Annotated in this window: 16 protein-coding genes; 8 read left to right on the forward strand and 8 right to left on the reverse strand. The window is 69.2% G+C overall.

The window, feature by feature from the left end; genetic code table 11:
• Positions 1–2 precede the first annotated feature (2 nt).
• Genes ACO073_RS13735 through ACO073_RS13745 form a run of 3 tightly spaced genes read left to right on the forward strand, consistent with a single transcriptional unit; the run spans position 3 to position 3,086 of the window.
• Complete coding sequence (locus ACO073_RS13735; protein ID WP_421998025.1) at positions 3–1,154, forward strand: pyridoxal phosphate-dependent aminotransferase; 1,152 nt, start codon at positions 3–5, stop codon at positions 1,152–1,154.
• On the forward strand, positions 1,151–2,134 hold the full coding sequence (locus ACO073_RS13740; protein WP_421998027.1) for a DUF3298 domain-containing protein: 984 nt from the start codon (positions 1,151–1,153) through the stop codon (positions 2,132–2,134). The genes ACO073_RS13735 and ACO073_RS13740 overlap by 4 nt, the downstream gene beginning before the upstream one ends.
• Entirely contained in the window at positions 2,115–3,086 is a 972-nt protein-coding gene (locus tag ACO073_RS13745; RefSeq protein ID WP_421998028.1) for a lysozyme inhibitor LprI family protein, read from the forward strand. The genes ACO073_RS13740 and ACO073_RS13745 overlap by 20 nt, the downstream gene beginning before the upstream one ends.
• Positions 3,087–3,221: 135 nt before the next feature.
• Here ACO073_RS13745 and ACO073_RS13750 read toward each other — a convergent pair whose 3' ends face one another.
• Positions 3,222–3,701: a nuclear transport factor 2 family protein gene (locus ACO073_RS13750; protein WP_421998029.1), complete on the reverse strand. Its 480-nt coding sequence runs from the start codon at positions 3,699–3,701 to the stop codon at positions 3,222–3,224.
• A gap of 76 nt (positions 3,702–3,777) precedes the next feature.
• Between ACO073_RS13750 and ACO073_RS13755 the strand changes: the two genes are divergently transcribed.
• Positions 3,778–4,938, forward strand: a complete 1,161-nt coding sequence (locus ACO073_RS13755; protein WP_421998030.1) for an acyl-CoA dehydrogenase family protein — start codon at positions 3,778–3,780, stop codon at positions 4,936–4,938.
• Between the two features lie 11 nt (positions 4,939–4,949).
• The gene (locus ACO073_RS13760; protein WP_421998032.1) at positions 4,950–5,993 is read left to right on the forward strand and encodes an acyl-CoA dehydrogenase family protein; all 1,044 of its coding nucleotides are present in this window, start codon (positions 4,950–4,952) and stop codon (positions 5,991–5,993) included.
• 11 nt (positions 5,994–6,004) lie between these two features.
• Here the strand turns inward: ACO073_RS13760 and ACO073_RS13765 are convergent, their stop codons facing one another.
• The 7 genes from ACO073_RS13765 to ACO073_RS13795 form a co-directional block, all read right to left on the reverse strand.
• Positions 6,005–7,984: a response regulator gene (locus ACO073_RS13765; protein WP_421998033.1), complete on the reverse strand. Its 1,980-nt coding sequence runs from the start codon at positions 7,982–7,984 to the stop codon at positions 6,005–6,007.
• A complete protein-coding gene (locus tag ACO073_RS13770) occupies positions 7,981–9,732 on the reverse strand; it encodes an ATP-binding protein (protein ID WP_421998035.1) in 1,752 nt (583 codons plus the stop codon). The genes ACO073_RS13765 and ACO073_RS13770 overlap by 4 nt, the downstream gene beginning before the upstream one ends.
• The gene (locus tag ACO073_RS13775; protein ID WP_421998036.1) at positions 9,729–10,715 is read right to left on the reverse strand and encodes an ATP-binding protein; all 987 of its coding nucleotides are present in this window, start codon (positions 10,713–10,715) and stop codon (positions 9,729–9,731) included. The genes ACO073_RS13770 and ACO073_RS13775 overlap by 4 nt, the downstream gene beginning before the upstream one ends.
• An 8-nt stretch (positions 10,716–10,723) precedes the next feature.
• Positions 10,724–11,125 carry an ATP-binding protein gene (locus ACO073_RS13780; protein WP_421998037.1) on the reverse strand — a complete coding sequence of 134 codons (402 nt, stop codon included), beginning with the start codon at positions 11,123–11,125 and terminating at the stop codon, positions 10,724–10,726.
• On the reverse strand, positions 11,109–11,498 hold the full coding sequence (locus tag ACO073_RS13785; RefSeq protein WP_421998038.1) for an STAS domain-containing protein: 390 nt from the start codon (positions 11,496–11,498) through the stop codon (positions 11,109–11,111). Before ACO073_RS13785 ends, ACO073_RS13780 begins: the two co-directional genes overlap by 17 nt.
• A 2-nt stretch (positions 11,499–11,500) precedes the next feature.
• On the reverse strand, positions 11,501–12,364 hold the full coding sequence (locus ACO073_RS13790; RefSeq protein WP_421998039.1) for an STAS domain-containing protein: 864 nt from the start codon (positions 12,362–12,364) through the stop codon (positions 11,501–11,503).
• Positions 12,365–12,552: 188 nt separating this feature from the next.
• Positions 12,553–13,446, reverse strand: a complete 894-nt coding sequence (locus tag ACO073_RS13795; RefSeq protein ID WP_421998040.1) for an NAD(P)-dependent oxidoreductase — start codon at positions 13,444–13,446, stop codon at positions 12,553–12,555.
• 69 nt (positions 13,447–13,515) lie between these two features.
• Between ACO073_RS13795 and ACO073_RS13800 the strand changes: the two genes are divergently transcribed.
• The 3 genes from ACO073_RS13800 to ACO073_RS13810 are packed head-to-tail and all read left to right on the forward strand — an operon-like array spanning position 13,516 to position 16,469.
• A complete protein-coding gene (locus ACO073_RS13800) occupies positions 13,516–14,535 on the forward strand; it encodes a LacI family DNA-binding transcriptional regulator (protein WP_421998041.1) in 1,020 nt (339 codons plus the stop codon).
• Positions 14,536–14,544: 9 nt separating this feature from the next.
• The gene (locus tag ACO073_RS13805; RefSeq protein ID WP_421998042.1) at positions 14,545–15,324 is read left to right on the forward strand and encodes an SDR family NAD(P)-dependent oxidoreductase; all 780 of its coding nucleotides are present in this window, start codon (positions 14,545–14,547) and stop codon (positions 15,322–15,324) included.
• Positions 15,325–15,383: 59 nt separating this feature from the next.
• Positions 15,384–16,469 (forward strand): TRAP transporter substrate-binding protein, encoded by a 1,086-nt coding sequence (locus ACO073_RS13810; RefSeq protein WP_421998043.1) that lies wholly within the window; start codon positions 15,384–15,386, stop codon positions 16,467–16,469.
• Positions 16,470–16,569: the final 100 nt, after the last annotated feature.

The following is a 16,569-nucleotide window of genomic DNA, read 5'->3' on the forward strand; positions in this document are numbered from 1 at the left end:
CCATGTCGGGCAAGCTCTCGCGGCGCGGCGGCGCCGTCGATCCGTTCATCGTCATGGACGTCATGGCGGCGGCGGCCGAGAAGGAAGCGGCGGGCGACACGGTGATCCATCTCGAAGTGGGACAGCCGAGCACGCCGGCGCCCCGCGGCGCGCTCGCCGCGGCCCACGCTGCCCTCGACGCCGACCGCATCGGCTATGTCGCGGCGCTCGGCCTGCCGGCCCTGCGCGAGCGCATCGCGCGACACTACCGGGAAGAGTACGGCGCCGACGTCGCGGCCGAACGGGTGATCGTGACCACCGGCTCCTCGGGCGGCTTTCCGCTGGCCTTCCTGGCGAGCTTCGATGCCGGCGATCGCGTGGCGCTCGCGGCCCCCGGCTATCCGGCCTATCGCAACATCCTGGCGGCGCTCAATCTCGAGGCCGTCGACCTGCCGACCTCGGCAGCCGACCGGTTCCAGCCGACGGTCGAGGCGCTCCGGAAGGCCGGCCGCCTCGACGGGCTGATCGTGGCCAGCCCCTCCAATCCGACCGGCACCATGGTGGGCCATGGCGAGATGAAGGCGCTGGCCGACTGGTGCACGCAGAACGGCGTGCGCCTGATCTCCGACGAGATCTATCACGGCATCGTCTACGAAGGAGACACGGTGTCGGCGGTCGAGGTGTCCGACACCGCGATCGTCGTCAACAGCTTCTCGAAGTATTTCTCCATGACGGGATGGCGGGTCGGCTGGCTGGTCGTGCCGCCCGACCTCGTGCGGCCGATCGAGCGTCTGGCGCAGAACTTCTTCATTTCCGTGCCGACGCTCAGCCAGCATGCGGCGCTGGCGGCCTTCGACTGCCGCGAGGAACTCGACGGCCATGTCCGCCGCTACCGCGCCAACCGTGACCTGCTGCTGGCCAGCCTGCCGGCTGCCGGCTTCGACCGCTTCGCTCCGGCCGAGGGGGCGTTCTACCTCTATTGCGACGTCGCCCATCTCACCAACGACAGCCGCGACTTCTGCCGGCGCATGCTGGCCGAAGCCGGCGTCGCGGCGACCCCGGGCGTGGACTTCGATCGCTCTCGCGGGGCGGGCACGCTGCGCCTATCCTTCGCCGGCTCGACCGCCGAGATGGAAGAGGCGGTGCGCAGGCTCAAGGCCTGGAGGCGCGCGTGAGACCCATCGTGTTTGCCGTCGCCATGTTTCTTGCCGGTCCTGCGCTGGCGCAAGGCGGACCGAGCTTCGATTGCAGCAAGGCCTCGAACGCCGTCGAGCGGGCGGTCTGTCGCGATCCCGCGCTGGCGAAGGCCGATCGGGATCTGGCCGCCGCCTACGCCGCGCTCTCGGCGAAGCTCACGGCCGCGGGCAAGGAACAGCTCGAGAAGGACCAGGTCCGCTGGATCATCGAGCGCAACCGTCGCTGCACGGGCGAGGCCGATGCCGTCGCCTACTGTCTCAAGGAGCAATATGCCGGCCGGCTCGGCACGCTGCGCGCGCTTTCGGTCGGACCCACGCCGGCGATCAGCACCGAGCGGCTGGCCAACAAGGGCAAGGTTGGCAAGATCACCTGGTCCTACGACATCGCCTATCCGAGGTTCGATGGCGCCAATGCCGACTTTTCGGCGCTCAACGCGGGCTTTGCCGACGCCTCCAGGAAGGCGGCGGCCGACGCCACGCCCGAATCGGGTCCCGACGATTCCCGCGAGCAGGAATGGACGTACGAGCAGAGCTACACGCTCGCCCGGCCGGATGCCGACGCCATGACCGTCGTGTGGCAATACTACGGGTTCACGGGGGGCGCGCACGGCTACGGCGCCACCGTCTGCACGCTGGTCGACCTGCGGACCGGCGCGGCCGTCGGACCCGAGGGCGTGTTCTCGGACGGTCCGCAATGGCTCAGCGCCATGAGCGAGATCGTCGCCCGCGATCTCGAGAAGCAGTTCAAGCAGAAGCCCGGCTTCGAGGACGCCCTCGAGCCCAGGAACCTCGCCAAGCTGCTCAAGGAGCCCGAGCATTATTGCTGGCGCGCCGACCGGCTGGAGCTGATCTTCAATGCCTACGAGGTCGGACCCTACGTGTCGGGCCCCTTCGAGGTCGACGTTCCCTACCAGCGGCTGAAGCCGCTGCTGCGCGCCGATGGCCCGATCCGCCGCTAGGACCTGCACCCTCGCGGCCCTGCTGGCGCTGGGCGGCGCGGGCGGAGCCGGTGCCCAGACGGGGCTCGATTGCGCCCGCGCGGCGACGCCGGTCGAGCGCGCGATCTGCGGCAATGCCGAGCTGCTGGCGGCGGACCGTGCCGTGTCGGCGTCCTATGCCGCGCTCCGGCGCAAGCTGGGCGGCGCGGCGCGCGAGCATCTGGCCGCCGACCAGGCGCGATGGCTGGCGAACCGCGAACGGGCCTGCGTCGGCGAACCGGCGGATGTCGAGGATTGCCTCATGGGGCGCGATCGCGATCGTGCCGCGCTGTTGGTCCTGTTGGCCGACGGCGACTATCCGTTCGTCAGCGAGCAGGCGATCGTCCGGTCGGGCGAGGCGCGGGGCATTCCCTACGGCATAGACGCCAGCTACCCGCAGTTCGACGGAACGCAGGCCGATTTCACCGCCGTCAATCGCAAGCTCGCGACGGCGACGGCCCAGGCGGTTGCCCGCGTCGTGCCGGGGCCCGATGCCGACAATGGTGGCGGAACTCCCCCCGAATGGCGATACGAGCAGGCCTTCACGCTCTATCGTCCCAGCGACTGGACGATCTCCGTCGCCCTCGTGTGGGAGAGCTATACCGGGGGCACGCACAGCACGATCGGCATGAGCGGTACGCTGGTCGACCTGCGCACCGGCGCCGCGGTGCTGCCCGCCGACGTCTTCAAGCCGGGCGACGCCTGGCTGCGCGAGCTGGCGCGGCTGGCGCGCGCCGACCTCAAGGTGCCCAAGCTCGCCGACATGCTGAAGGACACCGGCCGCTACATCTTCCTCGACGACCGGCTGGAACTTTCCTTCAACCAGTACGAGGGCGGTCCGTTCACGCTCACCGTGCCCTACGAGCAGCTGAAGACGTTCCTGCGCCCCGACGGCCCGATCCCGCCGGAGGCGATCGCGAAGGAGACGCCGTGAGGGAGGTGCATGTTCCAGTGGGCGTCTTCGACAGCCGCCCCTTCGGCTTCGCCCAGGTCGCGACCGTGAGTGGCCAGACCGGCCGGGTCGTTCATGTCTCGGGCCTTCCTCGATCTGTGACGGAAGCGGCAAACGTCAGTGGAGCTTGCGCCGGTCGCGCGCTGGCGCGGCTGCCGTTGCAGCCGCGGTTGCCTTCTCGGGCTCGACCGGAGGAACCGGTCCGGAATGATGGCCGATCATCCGCCAGCCGTCGCTCTGGCGGACGAAGGTGTTTGTCGCCATGAGCTGGCCCTCGGGAAGAATCTCGCGACAGACGACGATCGCGAGCCCCGGACGGCCGGTCACCCATTCGCCCATGCAGCGCACGCGCGGCGCCTCGGGATGGCCCAGGATGGCGCGCCAGCTTGCCATGATCTCGGGGCGTGCGTGCAGTGGCGGGCGACCGGGATGGAGGCACACCATGGCGCCGCTGGTCGCCCATACCTGGTCCATCGCATCGGCGTCGCGCGCGGCGAAGGCACGATAGAAGGCGCGGTTCGCCGCCAGGACGGCTTCTCTTTCCTCGTCGTCGAAATCCGCCAGCAAGGGGGGCAGGCGGGGTGGCCGTCGCGCCATTCGTCCCTCGAAACTACCGGGTTGCGTGGCCTAGCATTAGCCGACAGAGATGAGGCATCCAACCGCCGAGACAACAATGTCAATTCCCAAGCTCGAGTTCCCGCCTTTCCATCTGCCGCCCGAGGCCGAGGCGCTGCGCGGCGAGGTGCGGGCCTTCCTGAAGAAGACCCTGCCGTCGATCAAGACGGAGGATGGCCCATTCGCGAGCTGGAACACGCGCTCGTCGGATTTCAGCAAGGCGCTCGGCAAGCAGGGCTGGATCGGCGTCACCTGGCCGAAGCAGTACGGCGGCGGCGAGAAGAGCTTCCTCGAGCGCTACGTCATCACCGAGGAGCTGCTGGGCAACAGCGCGCCGGCGGGCGCCCACTGGGTTGCCGACCGCCAGTCCGGGCCGCTGCTGCTGCGCTTCGGCAGCGAGGAGCAGCGCGAGGCGATCCTGCCCCGCATCACGGCCGGCGAGTGCTACTTCTCGATCGGCATGAGCGAGCCCGATTCGGGATCCGACCTCGCCTCGGTCCGCACCCGCGCCGAACCTGTCCCGGGCGGCTTCCGCGTCAACGGCACCAAGGTCTGGACCTCCGGCGCACACCACAATCACTACTGCATCACGCTCGTCCGCACCTCGGGTCAGCACGGCGACCGCCACAAGGGGCTGAGCCAGCTTCTCGTCGATCTCAAGACGCCGGGCATCACGATCCGTCCCATCATCAACCTGGCGGGCCGTCACGACTGGAACGAAGTCACGTTCAGCGACGCCTTCATCCCGGAGAGCTGTCTGATCGGCAACGAGGGCGACGGCTGGCTGCAGGTAACGAGCGAGCTGGCCTTCGAGCGCAGCGGGCCCGAGCGGTTCATGCAGAATTTCTACGTCCTGCGCGAGCTGGTGCGCGTGCTCGGCCGCCAGCCGGCGAAGCGCGCCTCGTCGATCCTGGGCCGCCTGGTCGCCCGCCTGTGGACGTTGCGCCAGATGTCGGTCGCCGTCGCCGGCATGATGCAGGGCGGCAAGTCGCCCGCCATCGAGGCCGCGCTGGTGAAGGACCTGGGCACGATCTACCAGCAGGACTTGCCGGAGATCGCCCGCGCGATCGCCGAATCCGACGCCACGACCGAGGAGGATCTCGCCGACTTTCTCGATGTGGCGCAGTTCGCGACCATGATGGCGCCGAGTTACACGATCCAGGGCGGCACGACGCAGGTCCTGCGCGGCATCGTCGCGCGCGGCCTCGGCCTGCGCTGAAGGAGGGGACGATGGACCGCGAAACGCGCGACATGCTGCTGGAGACCGCCGACCGCTTCTTCACCGAGCGCTGCGGCCGGGCCGTCGTGAACGACGTCGAGAAGGGCGTCTGGCCGTCCGATCTCTGGAAGGAGATCGAGGAGATGGGCCTGCCGCTGGTCGCCGTCCCCGAGGACAAGGACGGGGCGGGCGGTACGCTCGCCGACATGCTGGCCCTGATGAGGCTGGCGGGCTCCCACGCCGTGCCGGTGCCGCTGGCGGAGACCGCGCTGGCCAACCTGCTGGTCGCGGCGGCCGGCGGCACGCCGGCGGCCGGACCCGCAACGCTGGCGCTGGGCGCCGTGACCCTGTCGGGCGGCCGCGTCAGCGGCACCGTGAAGCGCGTGCCCTTTGCCTCGGTGGCCGAGCGTTTCGTGGTGGTCGCGGGCGACACGCTCGCCGTCGTTCCGGCCGCCGCGGTGACGGTAACCGACACGCCGAGCCATGCCGGCGAGCCCTACGGCACGGTGAGCTTCGACAATGCCGCGGCGTCGTTCAGCGGCAAGTCGGCCGTGACCGCCGACCGCGCCTTCGAGCTGGCCGCCCTGATGCGCGCGATGCAGATGGCGGGGGCGGCGGACCGGGTCCTCGCCACCGCCGTCGAGTACTGCAAGCAGCGCGTCCAGTTCGGCCGGCCGATCTCGACCTTCCAGGCCATCCAGCAGATGCTGGCCGAGCTGGCGAGCTACGCGGCCGCAATCATCGCCTCGGCCGAAACGGCGACGCGCGACGCCGACGAGGGCGGCCTGGCCGATGGCGGGCGCTTCTCGATCGCGGCGGCCAAGACCCAGGCTTCCGACTTCGCCCAGCGCATGGCCGCGATCGCCCACCAGTCGATGGGCGCCATGGGCTTCACCCACGAGCATGTCCTGCACCACTACACGCGGCGGCTCTGGGTATGGCGCCGCGATTTCGGCAGCGAGACGTTCTGGGGCGAGAAGATCGGCGCGGCCTACGCCAAGGCCGGCCCCGAGGCGCTGTGGCCGGCGCTCAGCGCGAGCAGGTTCGCGGCCTGACGGCCGCAGACTCAGCCGCCGAACAGGCGTGACAGTCGCGCTTCGAGGGCGGAGCGGATGAACGGCTTCATCAGGAGCTCGCTGTCGGGCCCGAGCGGCTCGAGGTTGCTCTGGGCGTAGCCCGTCATCAGGACGATCTTGACGCCCCGCATCCGCTCGCGCGCAGTCGCTGCCAGCGCCCAGCCGTCGGTGCCGCCAGGCAGGCCGATGTCGGTCATCAGCAGGTCGATTCCCGGATCGCCGGCGAGGAGCGCCAGTGCGGCGGCGGCATCGCCGGCAGCCATGACCTCGAAGCCGAGCTGGCTCAGGGTCTCGACCGCGTGCTCGCGCACCCCCGGCTGGTCCTCGACGACCAGTGCGCGCCGTCCCGCCCCGTTGAAGCCGGCTGCGGCGGCATCGTGGCCGGAGGCCGTTTCGGCCAGGCGGCCTTCCAGGCGCGGAAAGCGCAGTTCGACCAGCGTCCCGAGGCCTTCGGTGCTATCGATGCGGAGGCTGCCGCCCGCTTGCTTCATGAATCCGTAGACCTGGCTCAGGCCGAGACCGGTGCCCTCGCCCAGGCGCTTGGTCGTGAAAAAGGGCTCGAACGCCCGCTCCACGACGTGCGGCGGCATGCCCGAGCCCGTGTCGAGCACGCCGAGCGTGATCCATCCATCGCCGTCGATGGCGGTGCGCAGGGTGAGGGCGCCGCCGCTCGACATGGCGTCGCGGGCGTTGACGACCAGGTTCAGGACGGCGTTCTCGAGCTGGTTCGCGTCGACCTGCACGAGGGGCAGGTTGGGGGTCAGCTCGGTCTCCAGCGTGATCGATTCGCCGATCGTGCGTCGCAGCATGTCGACCAGGCCGCCGATCAGGGCGTTGAGGTTGCTCGGTTTGGGATCGGCCGGCTGCGGCCGCGAGAAGGCGAGCAGTCGATGGGTCAGGGCGGACGCCTGCGTGGCGGCCTGCATGACGAGATCGGCGCGGCGGTGCTGGGCTTTCAGTTCTCCAGGCAGCGCGGCTTTGAGCGCCTCCGTGGCGCCCAGCACGACCGTCAGCATGTTGTTGAAGTCGTGGGCGATGCCGCCGGTGAGCAGGCCGACCGCTTCCATCTTCTGCGCCTGGCGCAACGCCTGCTCGGCGCGCTCGCGTTCCTCGATCTCGCGCCGCAGCAGCGCGTTGGTCTCGAGCAGCGCGCCCGTGCGGGCCGCGACCTCGCTCTCGAGCCAGCTATTGGCGCGCTGCATCGCGTCCTGTTCGGACTTCTCCGTCGTGCGGTCGCGCAGCACGTAGATGAAGCCGCCGACCTCGTTGCGGTCGCCGCGCAACGGCACCAGGCTGGCGCTGGCCCACAGCCGGCTGCCGTCCTTGGCGACCTGCCAGCGGTTGGTATTGGCCCCCGAGTCGCGGGCGGCGACAGTGCGGTCGGTTGCGGGCACGCCCGCCGCCGCGTCTTCCGCGGTGAACAGCCGGTCGATCGGCTGGCCCGCCATCTCTTCCTCCGACCAGCCCAGCACCCTCTGGGCGCCGGCGCTCCAGGTGCGGACCCGTCCGTCGAGGTCGAGGGTGACGATCGCGTAATCGACCGCGCTCTGCACGATGACCCGGTAGAGCTCGTTGCTCTCCCGCGCCGCCTGCTCCGCCTTCTTGAGCCGCAGCAGGGCGCGCACCGTCGCCAGGAGTTCCGAAGGCTCGACCGGCTGGCTCAGATAGGCGTCGGCGCCGCTGTCGAGGCCTGTCGCGCGGTCGCCGGGCGCCACGAAGGACGCCGAGATCTGCAGCACCAGGAGCTTGGGCGTGTGCTCCTTGATGAGGCGGCAGACCTCGAAGCCCGAGACGTCGGGCAGCTTGACGTCGAGTAGCACCAGGTCGGGCTCGGCCTGTCTCGCCGTCTCCAGCGCCTCGACGCCGGTGCGGGCCTCGATGACCTCGTAGCCGCCCTGGCGCAGGACGCGGGTCTTGATGTAGCGCCCCGATTCGTTGTCGTCGACGTTGAGGATCAGCGACGGCTTCATGGTTCATTCGTCCGTCGGATGGCCTGGGTCACGTGGGCCGACAGGATCGAGCGGGACAGATTGGACTTCGAGAGCACGCCCACGGCGCTCTTCAGGCGGTCGAGATGCTCAGGCCCGAGGATCGCCGAGGTCAGGACCAGGATGGGGATCGACGCGGTCGCCGGATCGCCCTTGAGCGAGCGGAACACCTCGAAGCCGCTCAGCCCTGGCAGGTGGAGGTCGAGCAAGAGCATGTCGGGGGATTCGGCCTGGGCGAGACGCAGCCCTTCGGTGCCGTCGGCGGCTTCGATCAGGGCCCAGGGGCCTTCCGACCTCAGCATGTGCCGCAGCACGTAGCGGGTCGATTCCTCGTCGTCGACGATCAGGATCTTGCCGGCGGCCTCGCTGGCGATCGTTTCCTCGAGCGAGGCGCCCGGCAGCTCGGCGGGAATGTCGAGGATGAAGGTCGAGCCGCGGCCCGGCTCGCTCTCGATCGCGATCGTCCCTCCCAGCAGCTCCGCGAACTTGCGCGACAGCGGCAGGCCTAGGCCGGACCCCTTGGTGCGGGTCTGCAGCGGATTTCGCACCTGGACGAATTCTTCGAAGATTCGGGTATGCTCTTCGGGCGGGATGCCGATGCCGCTGTCGCGGACGACGAACGCGACCCGTGCCGGCGACAGCATGGAAACACTTACCCGTACCTCGCCGCGCTCGGTGTACTTGAGCGCGTTGGAGATCAGGTTGCGCAGGATCTGCGACAGCTTGCCCTCATCGGTGAAGAGCAGGGCGCCTTGTGTGTGGTCCTCGAAGACCAGCTGGACTTCGTCGCTCGCCTGGAGCGGCCGCATGATGCCGCGCAGCGCCGAGAGGAGATCGCCGATGGCGATCTTCGAAGCATGCAGGTCGATGCGGCCCGCTTCCACCTTGGCGAGGTCGAGCAGATCGTTGACCAGGCGGCTCAGCGTATCCGTGGCCTGGCGGATATAGGAGACTTGGCGCTGCTGTTCGTCGTTCAGCGGCCCGTCGCTCTGGTCGGCCAGCATACGCGACAGTGCGCTGATGGAATTCAGCGGCGTTCGCAGTTCGTGGCTGACCGCCGACAGGAACTGGCTCTTGACCTCGCTGGCGCGCCGCAATTCTTCGGCGCGCTGGTCGAGCTCGGCATAGAGGGCGACGACGCCGCGATTGGTGCTTTCCAGCTCGCTGTTGGCTTCCGACAGCTCGCCGCGGGCCGTCTCGAGCTCCGCCATGCTGGCAAGCAAGTCGCGATTCTGGACGAGCACCTCCTCGATCAGCGCCTGCGGCTTGGCTCGCGACAGTTCCGCCGCCACGGTACCAGCGCCAAGGAGGGGGTCCGATCCCGGCGGAAGATACTTCCCGAAGGTCAGCACCGTGCCCCTGCCGGGCGCGCTCTCGACGTCGAACGTGTCCATAAGCCGGCGGGTGCCGATCATCCCCACGCCCATGCCGGTGGGAGACACGTAGGTGCCGTCGAGGATGTTCTGCAACTCGCCGATCCCGGGACCCTGATCGCGGAATGTCATGGTGAGGAGGTGGCGCTGCTGGCGGCTGTCGAGGCTGAAGGCCAGCGTGCCGCCGCCGCCATAGGTCACGGTGTTGCGGGCGATCTCGGAAACGGCGGTGGCAATCGACGTCTGGGCCTGGCCGGCAAACCCCACGAGCCGCGCCACCTGCCGTGCCTTCTGGCGGGCGAGGACGATGTCCTGCTCGGTCTCCAGCCTCACCGACAGTAGGGGCCGGACCGTCATCGCGGCCTCTTGATGACCAGCACGGTGGCGTCGTCGCGGCCGCGGCCGTGGTCGCGCAACAGGACTGCGGCAATCAGGCTGGGATGCCGTGCGGTCAGGCCGGAATACCTGTCGAACGACCAGTTCGACGAGATGCCGTCCGAATGCAGCACGATCACCAGCCCGGCGCCCTCGCAGGGATAGACGAATTCCCGCGTCTGCCCGGCCGTATGGCCGGCGATGCCGTTCATCGAGACGAACCGGCGCACGTCGCCTCCGGCCGCGGCGAGGCCGGCGATGTTGCCGATGCCGCAGAAGGTCGCCCGGCTCGTCGCGAGGTCGAGCGTGACGATGCCGACCGCGGCGCCGCGCGTGGCGCGCAGTCCGGCATGGATCTTCTGGACGGCTGCGGCGGGCGAAGGCGGGAAGGCGGCGCAGAACAGGCGCCGCGCCGCCTCCGCTGCGTCGTTGGCGAGCACGCCGTGGCCCAGCCCATCGACGACCATGGCCGAGATGCTGTTGCTCGAGCGCTGGACGCCAAGTGAGTCGCCGCACACGACCTCTCCGAGCTTGGGCACGGACACGGAACCGATCTGCATATCGCCGTGAGGCGGAGCGTGATGGCTGGGCCACAGGCAGGAGAGGATCACCGTGCCGTGGCCCGGCACGGAATGGATGTCGAACTCGTCGGACTGTCGGCGGATCGCGCCGAGGCCGGTGCCCGCTGTACCGGCCGTCGAGATGCCGTCGCGCAGGCTCTCGCGGATATTGGCGATGCCGGGGCCGCGGTCGACGGCAATCACCTCGATGCCGCTCATCTCCTCGCGGCTCACGATCCGCGCCAGGATCTCGCCGCCGCCGGCGTGACGGGCGAGGTTGGTCGCCAGCTCGGTGACGACGAGACTTGTCCGCCCGCGATCCTCCTCGGACAAGCCGATCCCGCGGGCCATCCCGTCGACTTCGCGACGAACGCCGGCGACATAGCTGGCGTCGTTTACGGGCATTACGGTATTCAACGCTTCCACCGTGCGATGGTTACCGTCGTGCCTTCGCCCACCTTGGTCTGGATGTCGAAGTCGTCGACCAGGCGCTTGGCGCCGCCCAGCCCGTGGCCCAGCCCGTTGCCCGACGTGAAACCGTCCGTCAGCGCCTGCTGAATGTCGGGAATTCCAGGCCCCTGGTCGCGAAAGACGATGCGGACGCCGCGCCTCAGCTCGGCGATGGTCTCGATATCGGCATGGCCGCCCTTGCCGTAGTCGAGAGCATTCCGGGCGAGCTCGCTGGCGGCGGTGATCAACTTGGTCTGGTCGACCAGGGACAGGCCGACCTCCACGGCGCGCGTGCGCACCCTCTGGCGGACCCGGACGATATCGTCACCGTTCTTGATCGGAAGCGTCTCAGTCGTCGTGGGCATCGTCGCCCGTCGGCTCATCGCTGACCACGCCTCCGATCATGGCGAGGCCCCGTTCGGCGTTCAGGGCCGTCTTGACGCCGGGGAGGCCGAGGCCGAGCTCGACGAGGGTGATCGCCACCTCGGGGCGCATGCCGACCACGACCGTGTCGGCGTCCAGCAGGCGGGAAACGCTGGCGATGTTGGCCAGCATGCGGCCGATGAAACTGTCGACGATCTCGAGGGCCGAGATGTCGATCAGCACGCCGCGGGCGCGGTGTTCGACGATCTTGGTGGTGAGATCCTCCTGCAGCTGGGTCGCCAGGCGATCGTGCATGTCGACCTGGATGGTGACCAGGAGGGCCGTGCCGATCTTGAGGATGGGGATGCTGTCCATGCTCAGTCGCGCTTCTCGGTGGTGTCGTCGCCCAGCGCCTTGCTGGTCCGTCTCGCCTTCTCGATGGTGCGACCCGTGCGGCGAAGGGCGAGCGCCAGCGCGTCGGCGAGGGTGGCCTTCGAGATCACATTGAGCTCGACGCCGAGCTGCACGATCGTCTGGGCGATCTGCGGACGGATGCCGCTGATGATGCAGTCCGCACCCATCAGGCGGGCGGCCGACACGGTCTTGAGCAGGTGCTGCGCGACCAGCGTGTCGACGGTTGGCACGCCGGTGATGTCGAGAATGGCGATCTCCGCACCCGTCTGCACGATCGTCTCGAGCAGGTTCTGCATCACGACCTGGGTACGGGCGCTGTCGAGGGTTCCGATCAGGGGCAGGGCAACGATGCCATCCCACAACTTCACGACCGGGGTCGAGAGTTCCTCGATCTCCTGGCGCTGCCGCTCGATCAGCTCGTCGCGGGTCTTCTGGAAGCTTTCGATCGTGAAGAGCCCGAGTCTGTCCAGGAGGTCGCTGAACGCCCAGACGATGTCGGCGGCCTCGCGCGGATCCTTGATGCTGGCACGGGCCCGATCGAACAGGGCCTGTTTGAGGGAGAACACGAAAATGGCGGTCTCCGACGGGGAGAAGCCCTGGATCGCCCGCGTCCGCGAAACACCTGCCAGGAGGTCGCGCACCTCGGCGAAATTGGCGGCATTGATGTCCGAGATGCCGCCGCTGGCGACCGCCTGCCCCAGCGTATGCAGGAAATCCGTCGCCTGTGCGCGTCCTTCCTGCGGCGAGAGCCGGCTCTCCCGGGTGGCGAGAAACTGAACCCAGTCCGCCAGGATGGCGGATTCGTTCTCCGAGATCAGGCGGGTCAACGCCGCTTGGCTAGCCGATTGTCCCATGACCGAAGAATCCCCATCTTGATGCAGTGGCGAGCGTTACACTGTCCCGGCTCCCGCCTCAAACGCGCTATTGCCGAGCTCTCGAAAATGTTGACCCGGACGTGCTGCAGTCCCTGTGCATGGCGGTCCGGGTGGCCGGCAGGCCGCTTCAGGCGCTGGGATCAGCCCTTGATCTCGACGCCCGCCCACTCCTCGAGCAGCTTGGCGATGTGGGTGAAGTCGGACGCCGCGCCGAAGCGGGCGCGGGTGACGGCGAGCATCTCGCGCACGGTGCCGCCCAGCACCATCGGGACGCCCATCGCCTCGGCCTCCTCGACGCACAGCCGGACATCCTTGTAGGACAGCCCGGTCGCGAAGCCGAAGTCGAAGCTACGGGTGAGCACGGCGCGCGGGAACTTGTCCATCGTGGCGGTGTTGCGGCCGCTCGAAGCGTTGATGATGTCGAGGAGCACCTTGGGATCGAGCCCGGCCTTGACCCCCATCGCCATGGCCTCCGCCGTGGCCACCATGGCGGCGGCGGCGAGGATGTTGTTGGCGAGCTTGGCCGACTGGGCGAGACCGGGCTTCTCCCCGGTGTGGAACAGCCTGCCGAAGGTGCCGAGCAGGGGCTCTACCTTCGCGTAGGTGGCCCGCGGGCACGACACCATCACGGCGAGCGTGCCGGCCGTGGCGCCGGTGACGCCGCCGCTCACCGGCGCGTCGACCCAGCCGATGCGCCGCTCGGCCAGCGCGGCGGCGACCTCGGTCGCGACGCCCGGCCCGGTGGTCGAGAGGTCGATCACCGTGCGCACGCTGGAGCCGTTGACCAGGCCGGCATTGCCGCCGAGCGCCACCTGGCGCACGACGTCCGGGGTCGGCAGGCTCATGAACACGATCTCCGCCGTCGAGGCGACCTCGGCCGGGGAGGCCGCGACGAGCGCCCCGCGGGCCGCCAGCGGCCGCGTCGCTTCCTCCGAGACGTCGTAGACGCACAGGCGGTGGCCGGCGTCCAGCAGGCGGGACGCCATCGGCCCGCCCATCCGGCCGACCCCGACGAAGCCCACTAGGTCAGCCATGTCGTTCCTCCATTCCGTTTTGTGGTATCGCTACCACGCTATAAGGGAGGCATCGGAGGGGGACAAGAGATGGCCGGCAAGGCCAGGCGCGGCAACGACATCACGATGAGCGACATCGCGCGCCATGCCGGCGTCTCGCCGATGACGGTGTCGCGCGCCCTCAGCGACCCGGCGAGCGTCTCGGAGGAGATGCGCAAGAAGGTCGACGCCGCGGTGCGCCGCTTCGGCTACCTGCCCAACCGCATCGCCGGCAGCCTGTCGTCCAAGCGCAGCAACGTGGTCGGGCTGGTGATTCCGTCGATCCGCAACTCGCTCTACGCCGCGATGATCCAGGCGATCTCCAACGTGCTGCGGGCCAACGGCCTGCACCTGATGATCGCCGACAGCGGCCATCGCCTCGACGACGAGGAGTCGCTGGTCTCGGCGCTGCTGGCCCAGCGGGTCTGCGGGCTGATCCTGCACAACACCAAGCACAGCCAGCGCCTGCGCGAGCTGGTCGCCCGCAGCGACGTGCCCGTGGTCGAGACCGGCAGCCTGCCGGCGCGGCCGCTCGACATGGTGGTGAGCTACTCCAACTTCGACGCGGCGCGCGGCATGACGGCCCATCTCGGCCGGCTCGGCTATCGCAAGATCGGCTTCGTCACCTTGCCCCTGCGCGACAACGACCGCTCCCGGGAGCGTCGGCGCGGCTACTTCGCGGCCCTGAAGGATCTCGGCCTGTCGGCCGACGAGGGACTCGTGCTCGAGGCGGACGGAGGCTTCAGCGCGGGTGCCGATGCGCTTGTGCGGCTGGTCCAGACCCATCCCGCCATCGATGCCGTCTTCTTCGCCGGCGATGTGCTGGCGGTCGGCGCCCTGTTCGAGTGCCAGCGCCGCGGCTGGGCGGTCCCGGGCCGGGTCGCCATCGCGAGCTTCGACGACCTCGACCTGCTGCGCCATGCCGTGCCGGCCGTGACGACGCTGCACATTCCGCGCGAGGAGATCGGCCGGCGCAGCGCCGAACTGCTGGTCAACCGCCTGCGCGGCGCTCCGCGCGAGAAGGTCAGGATCGATGTCGGCTTCGAGATCGTGCAGCGCGAGAGCAGCTGAGGAGACGAGATGAAGGGCAGATGCGCGTTGATCACCGGCTCGACCCAGGGCCTCGGCCATGCCGTGGCCGAACGGCTGGCGGCGGAAGGCTGCCACATCGTGATGAACGGCCTGGGCGAGGCGGCCGAGATCGAGCGCCGCCGCAGCACGCTGGAGGCCGCGCACGGGGTGCGTGTCCTGTATCACGGAGCCGATGTCGGCGACGCCGGCCAGGTGGCGGCCCTGGTGGAGGCAGCTCTGGCGGCCTTTGGCGGCGTCGACATCCTCGTCAACAACGCCGTCGTCCGTCACTTCGCGCCGCTCGAGTCCTTCCGGGCGCAGGACTGGGACCGCGCTCTGGCGGTCAATCTGTCCTCGGCCTTCCACGCCAGCCGGCTCGTCCTGCCGGGGATGCGCCAGCGCGACTTCGGCCGCATCGTCAACGTCTCGTCGGTCTACGGCCTGTTCGGCGCCGCCAACCGCATCGACTACGTCACCACCAAGACGGCGCTGATCGGCTTCACCCGGGCGCTCGCGCTCGAGACCGCGGGCCAGAACATCACCTGCAACGCGATCTGCCCCGGCACCGTGCCGACGCCCAATATCGAGGCGCGGCTGGCCGACGAGATGGCGAGGACCGGGTTGGCGAGGCCGGAAGCGGAGCGCGCCTTCCTCGCCACACGCCAGCCGTCGGGCCGGTTCGTGGCGCCGGAGCGCGTGGCGGGCCTGGTGGCGCTGCTCTGCGGGGAGGGCGGGTCCGACATCACCGGGTCGGCGATTCCCATCGACGGCGGCTGGAGCGCCAGCTGAATTTGGTAGCGATACCACGAAGGCCGGCCTAGACTTTCCGCCAACTACAGGAGGAAACGATGACCGTCACCCGTCGACAATTCGCGCCTGCCGCCGCATCGCTCGCCGCCCTCGCGGCCTCGCCGGCCTTCGGGCAGCAGACCAACGAGGTGGTGAAGTGGCGCCTGACGTCGAGCTTCCCCAAGAGCCTCGACACGCTGTTCGGCGCCGCGCAGACCATCGCGCGCCTGACCGGCGAGATGACCGACGGCAAGTTCGAGCTGCGGCCGTTCGCGGCCGGCGAGCTGGTGCCCGGCCTGCAGGTGCTGGACGCGGTGGCCAACGCGACCGTCGAGTGCGGCCACACCTACATGGGCTACTACATCGGCAAGAATCCCGCCTTCATCTTCGACGGGTCGCTGCCCTTCGGCCTGACGCCGCGCATGCAGAACGCCTGGATGCTGTTCGGTGACGGCCGCAAGCTGATGGACGAGCTCTACGACGGGTTCGGCGTGGTCGCCCTGCCGGCCGGCCAGACCGGCGGCCAGATGTTCGGCTGGTTCCGCAAGGAGCTGAAGACGCCCAAGGATTTCGAGGGGCTGAAGATCCGCACGGCCGGATTCGGCGGCAAGGTGATGTCCAAGCTCGGCGCGGTGCCGCAGCAGATCGCCGGCGGCGACATCTACCCGGCGCTGGAGCGTGGCACGATCGACGCCTGCGAGTGGGTGGGGCCCTACGACGACGAGAAGCTCGGCTTCAACAAGGTCGCCCAGTACTACTACGCGCCGGGCGTCATGGAGCTCGAGGCGGTCAACCAGGTCCTGGTGAACAAGGCGGCCTGGGCGTCGCTGCCGCCGCGCTACCAGGCGGTTCTCCGCTACGCCTGCAACTACGCGATGACCGAGATGCTGGCGTCCTACGATGCCAAGAACGCGGTGGCGATCGCCAAGCTCGTCGCCGCCGGCACCAAGCTGTCGTTCCTGCCGGACGACATCGTCAAGGCCCTGCGCGGTGCGCTGGAGACGGTGCTCGACGAGGAGGCGGCCAACAACGCCCAGTTCAAGAAGATCCTCGAGAACTGGCGCCAGTTCCGCGCCGAGCAGCACCGCTGGTTCTCGATCGCCGACACCCGGGCGGAGCTGGCGGTCTTCCGTTCCGACCGCTGACGAAAGCGCCCGGGGAGGGCCAAAGCAGGATGGGATTGGCTGGAAACAGCCAATCCCATCATGCCCTCTCGCAACCTATGACGCTGGTGGGCGCGGATGA

The organism is Reyranella sp., assembly GCF_965229815.1.
Classification (GTDB): Bacteria; Pseudomonadota; Alphaproteobacteria; order Reyranellales; family Reyranellaceae; genus Reyranella.

Excerpts from the sequence above, each read along its gene's own strand:
- ACO073_RS13735 (WP_421998025.1), top strand. The coding sequence starts at position 3 with ATGTCGGGCAAGCTCTCGCGGCGCGGCGGCGCCGTCGATCCGTTCATC.
- ACO073_RS13745 (WP_421998028.1), top strand. The coding sequence starts at position 2,115 with ATGGCCCGATCCGCCGCTAGGACCTGCACCCTCGCGGCCCTGCTGGCG.
- ACO073_RS13750 (WP_421998029.1), bottom strand. The coding sequence starts at position 3,701 with ATGGCGCGACGGCCACCCCGCCTGCCCCCCTTGCTGGCGGATTTCGAC.
- ACO073_RS13755 (WP_421998030.1), top strand. The coding sequence starts at position 3,778 with ATGTCAATTCCCAAGCTCGAGTTCCCGCCTTTCCATCTGCCGCCCGAG.
- ACO073_RS13760 (WP_421998032.1), top strand. The coding sequence starts at position 4,950 with ATGGACCGCGAAACGCGCGACATGCTGCTGGAGACCGCCGACCGCTTC.
- ACO073_RS13765 (WP_421998033.1), bottom strand. The coding sequence starts at position 7,984 with ATGAAGCCGTCGCTGATCCTCAACGTCGACGACAACGAATCGGGGCGC.
- ACO073_RS13770 (WP_421998035.1), bottom strand. The coding sequence starts at position 9,732 with ATGACGGTCCGGCCCCTACTGTCGGTGAGGCTGGAGACCGAGCAGGAC.
- ACO073_RS13775 (WP_421998036.1), bottom strand. The coding sequence starts at position 10,715 with ATGCCCGTAAACGACGCCAGCTATGTCGCCGGCGTTCGTCGCGAAGTC.
- ACO073_RS13780 (WP_421998037.1), bottom strand. The coding sequence starts at position 11,125 with ATGCCCACGACGACTGAGACGCTTCCGATCAAGAACGGTGACGATATC.
- ACO073_RS13785 (WP_421998038.1), bottom strand. The coding sequence starts at position 11,498 with ATGGACAGCATCCCCATCCTCAAGATCGGCACGGCCCTCCTGGTCACC.
- ACO073_RS13795 (WP_421998040.1), bottom strand. The coding sequence starts at position 13,446 with ATGGCTGACCTAGTGGGCTTCGTCGGGGTCGGCCGGATGGGCGGGCCG.
- ACO073_RS13800 (WP_421998041.1), top strand. The coding sequence starts at position 13,516 with ATGGCCGGCAAGGCCAGGCGCGGCAACGACATCACGATGAGCGACATC.
- ACO073_RS13805 (WP_421998042.1), top strand. The coding sequence starts at position 14,545 with ATGAAGGGCAGATGCGCGTTGATCACCGGCTCGACCCAGGGCCTCGGC.
- ACO073_RS13810 (WP_421998043.1), top strand. The coding sequence starts at position 15,384 with ATGACCGTCACCCGTCGACAATTCGCGCCTGCCGCCGCATCGCTCGCC.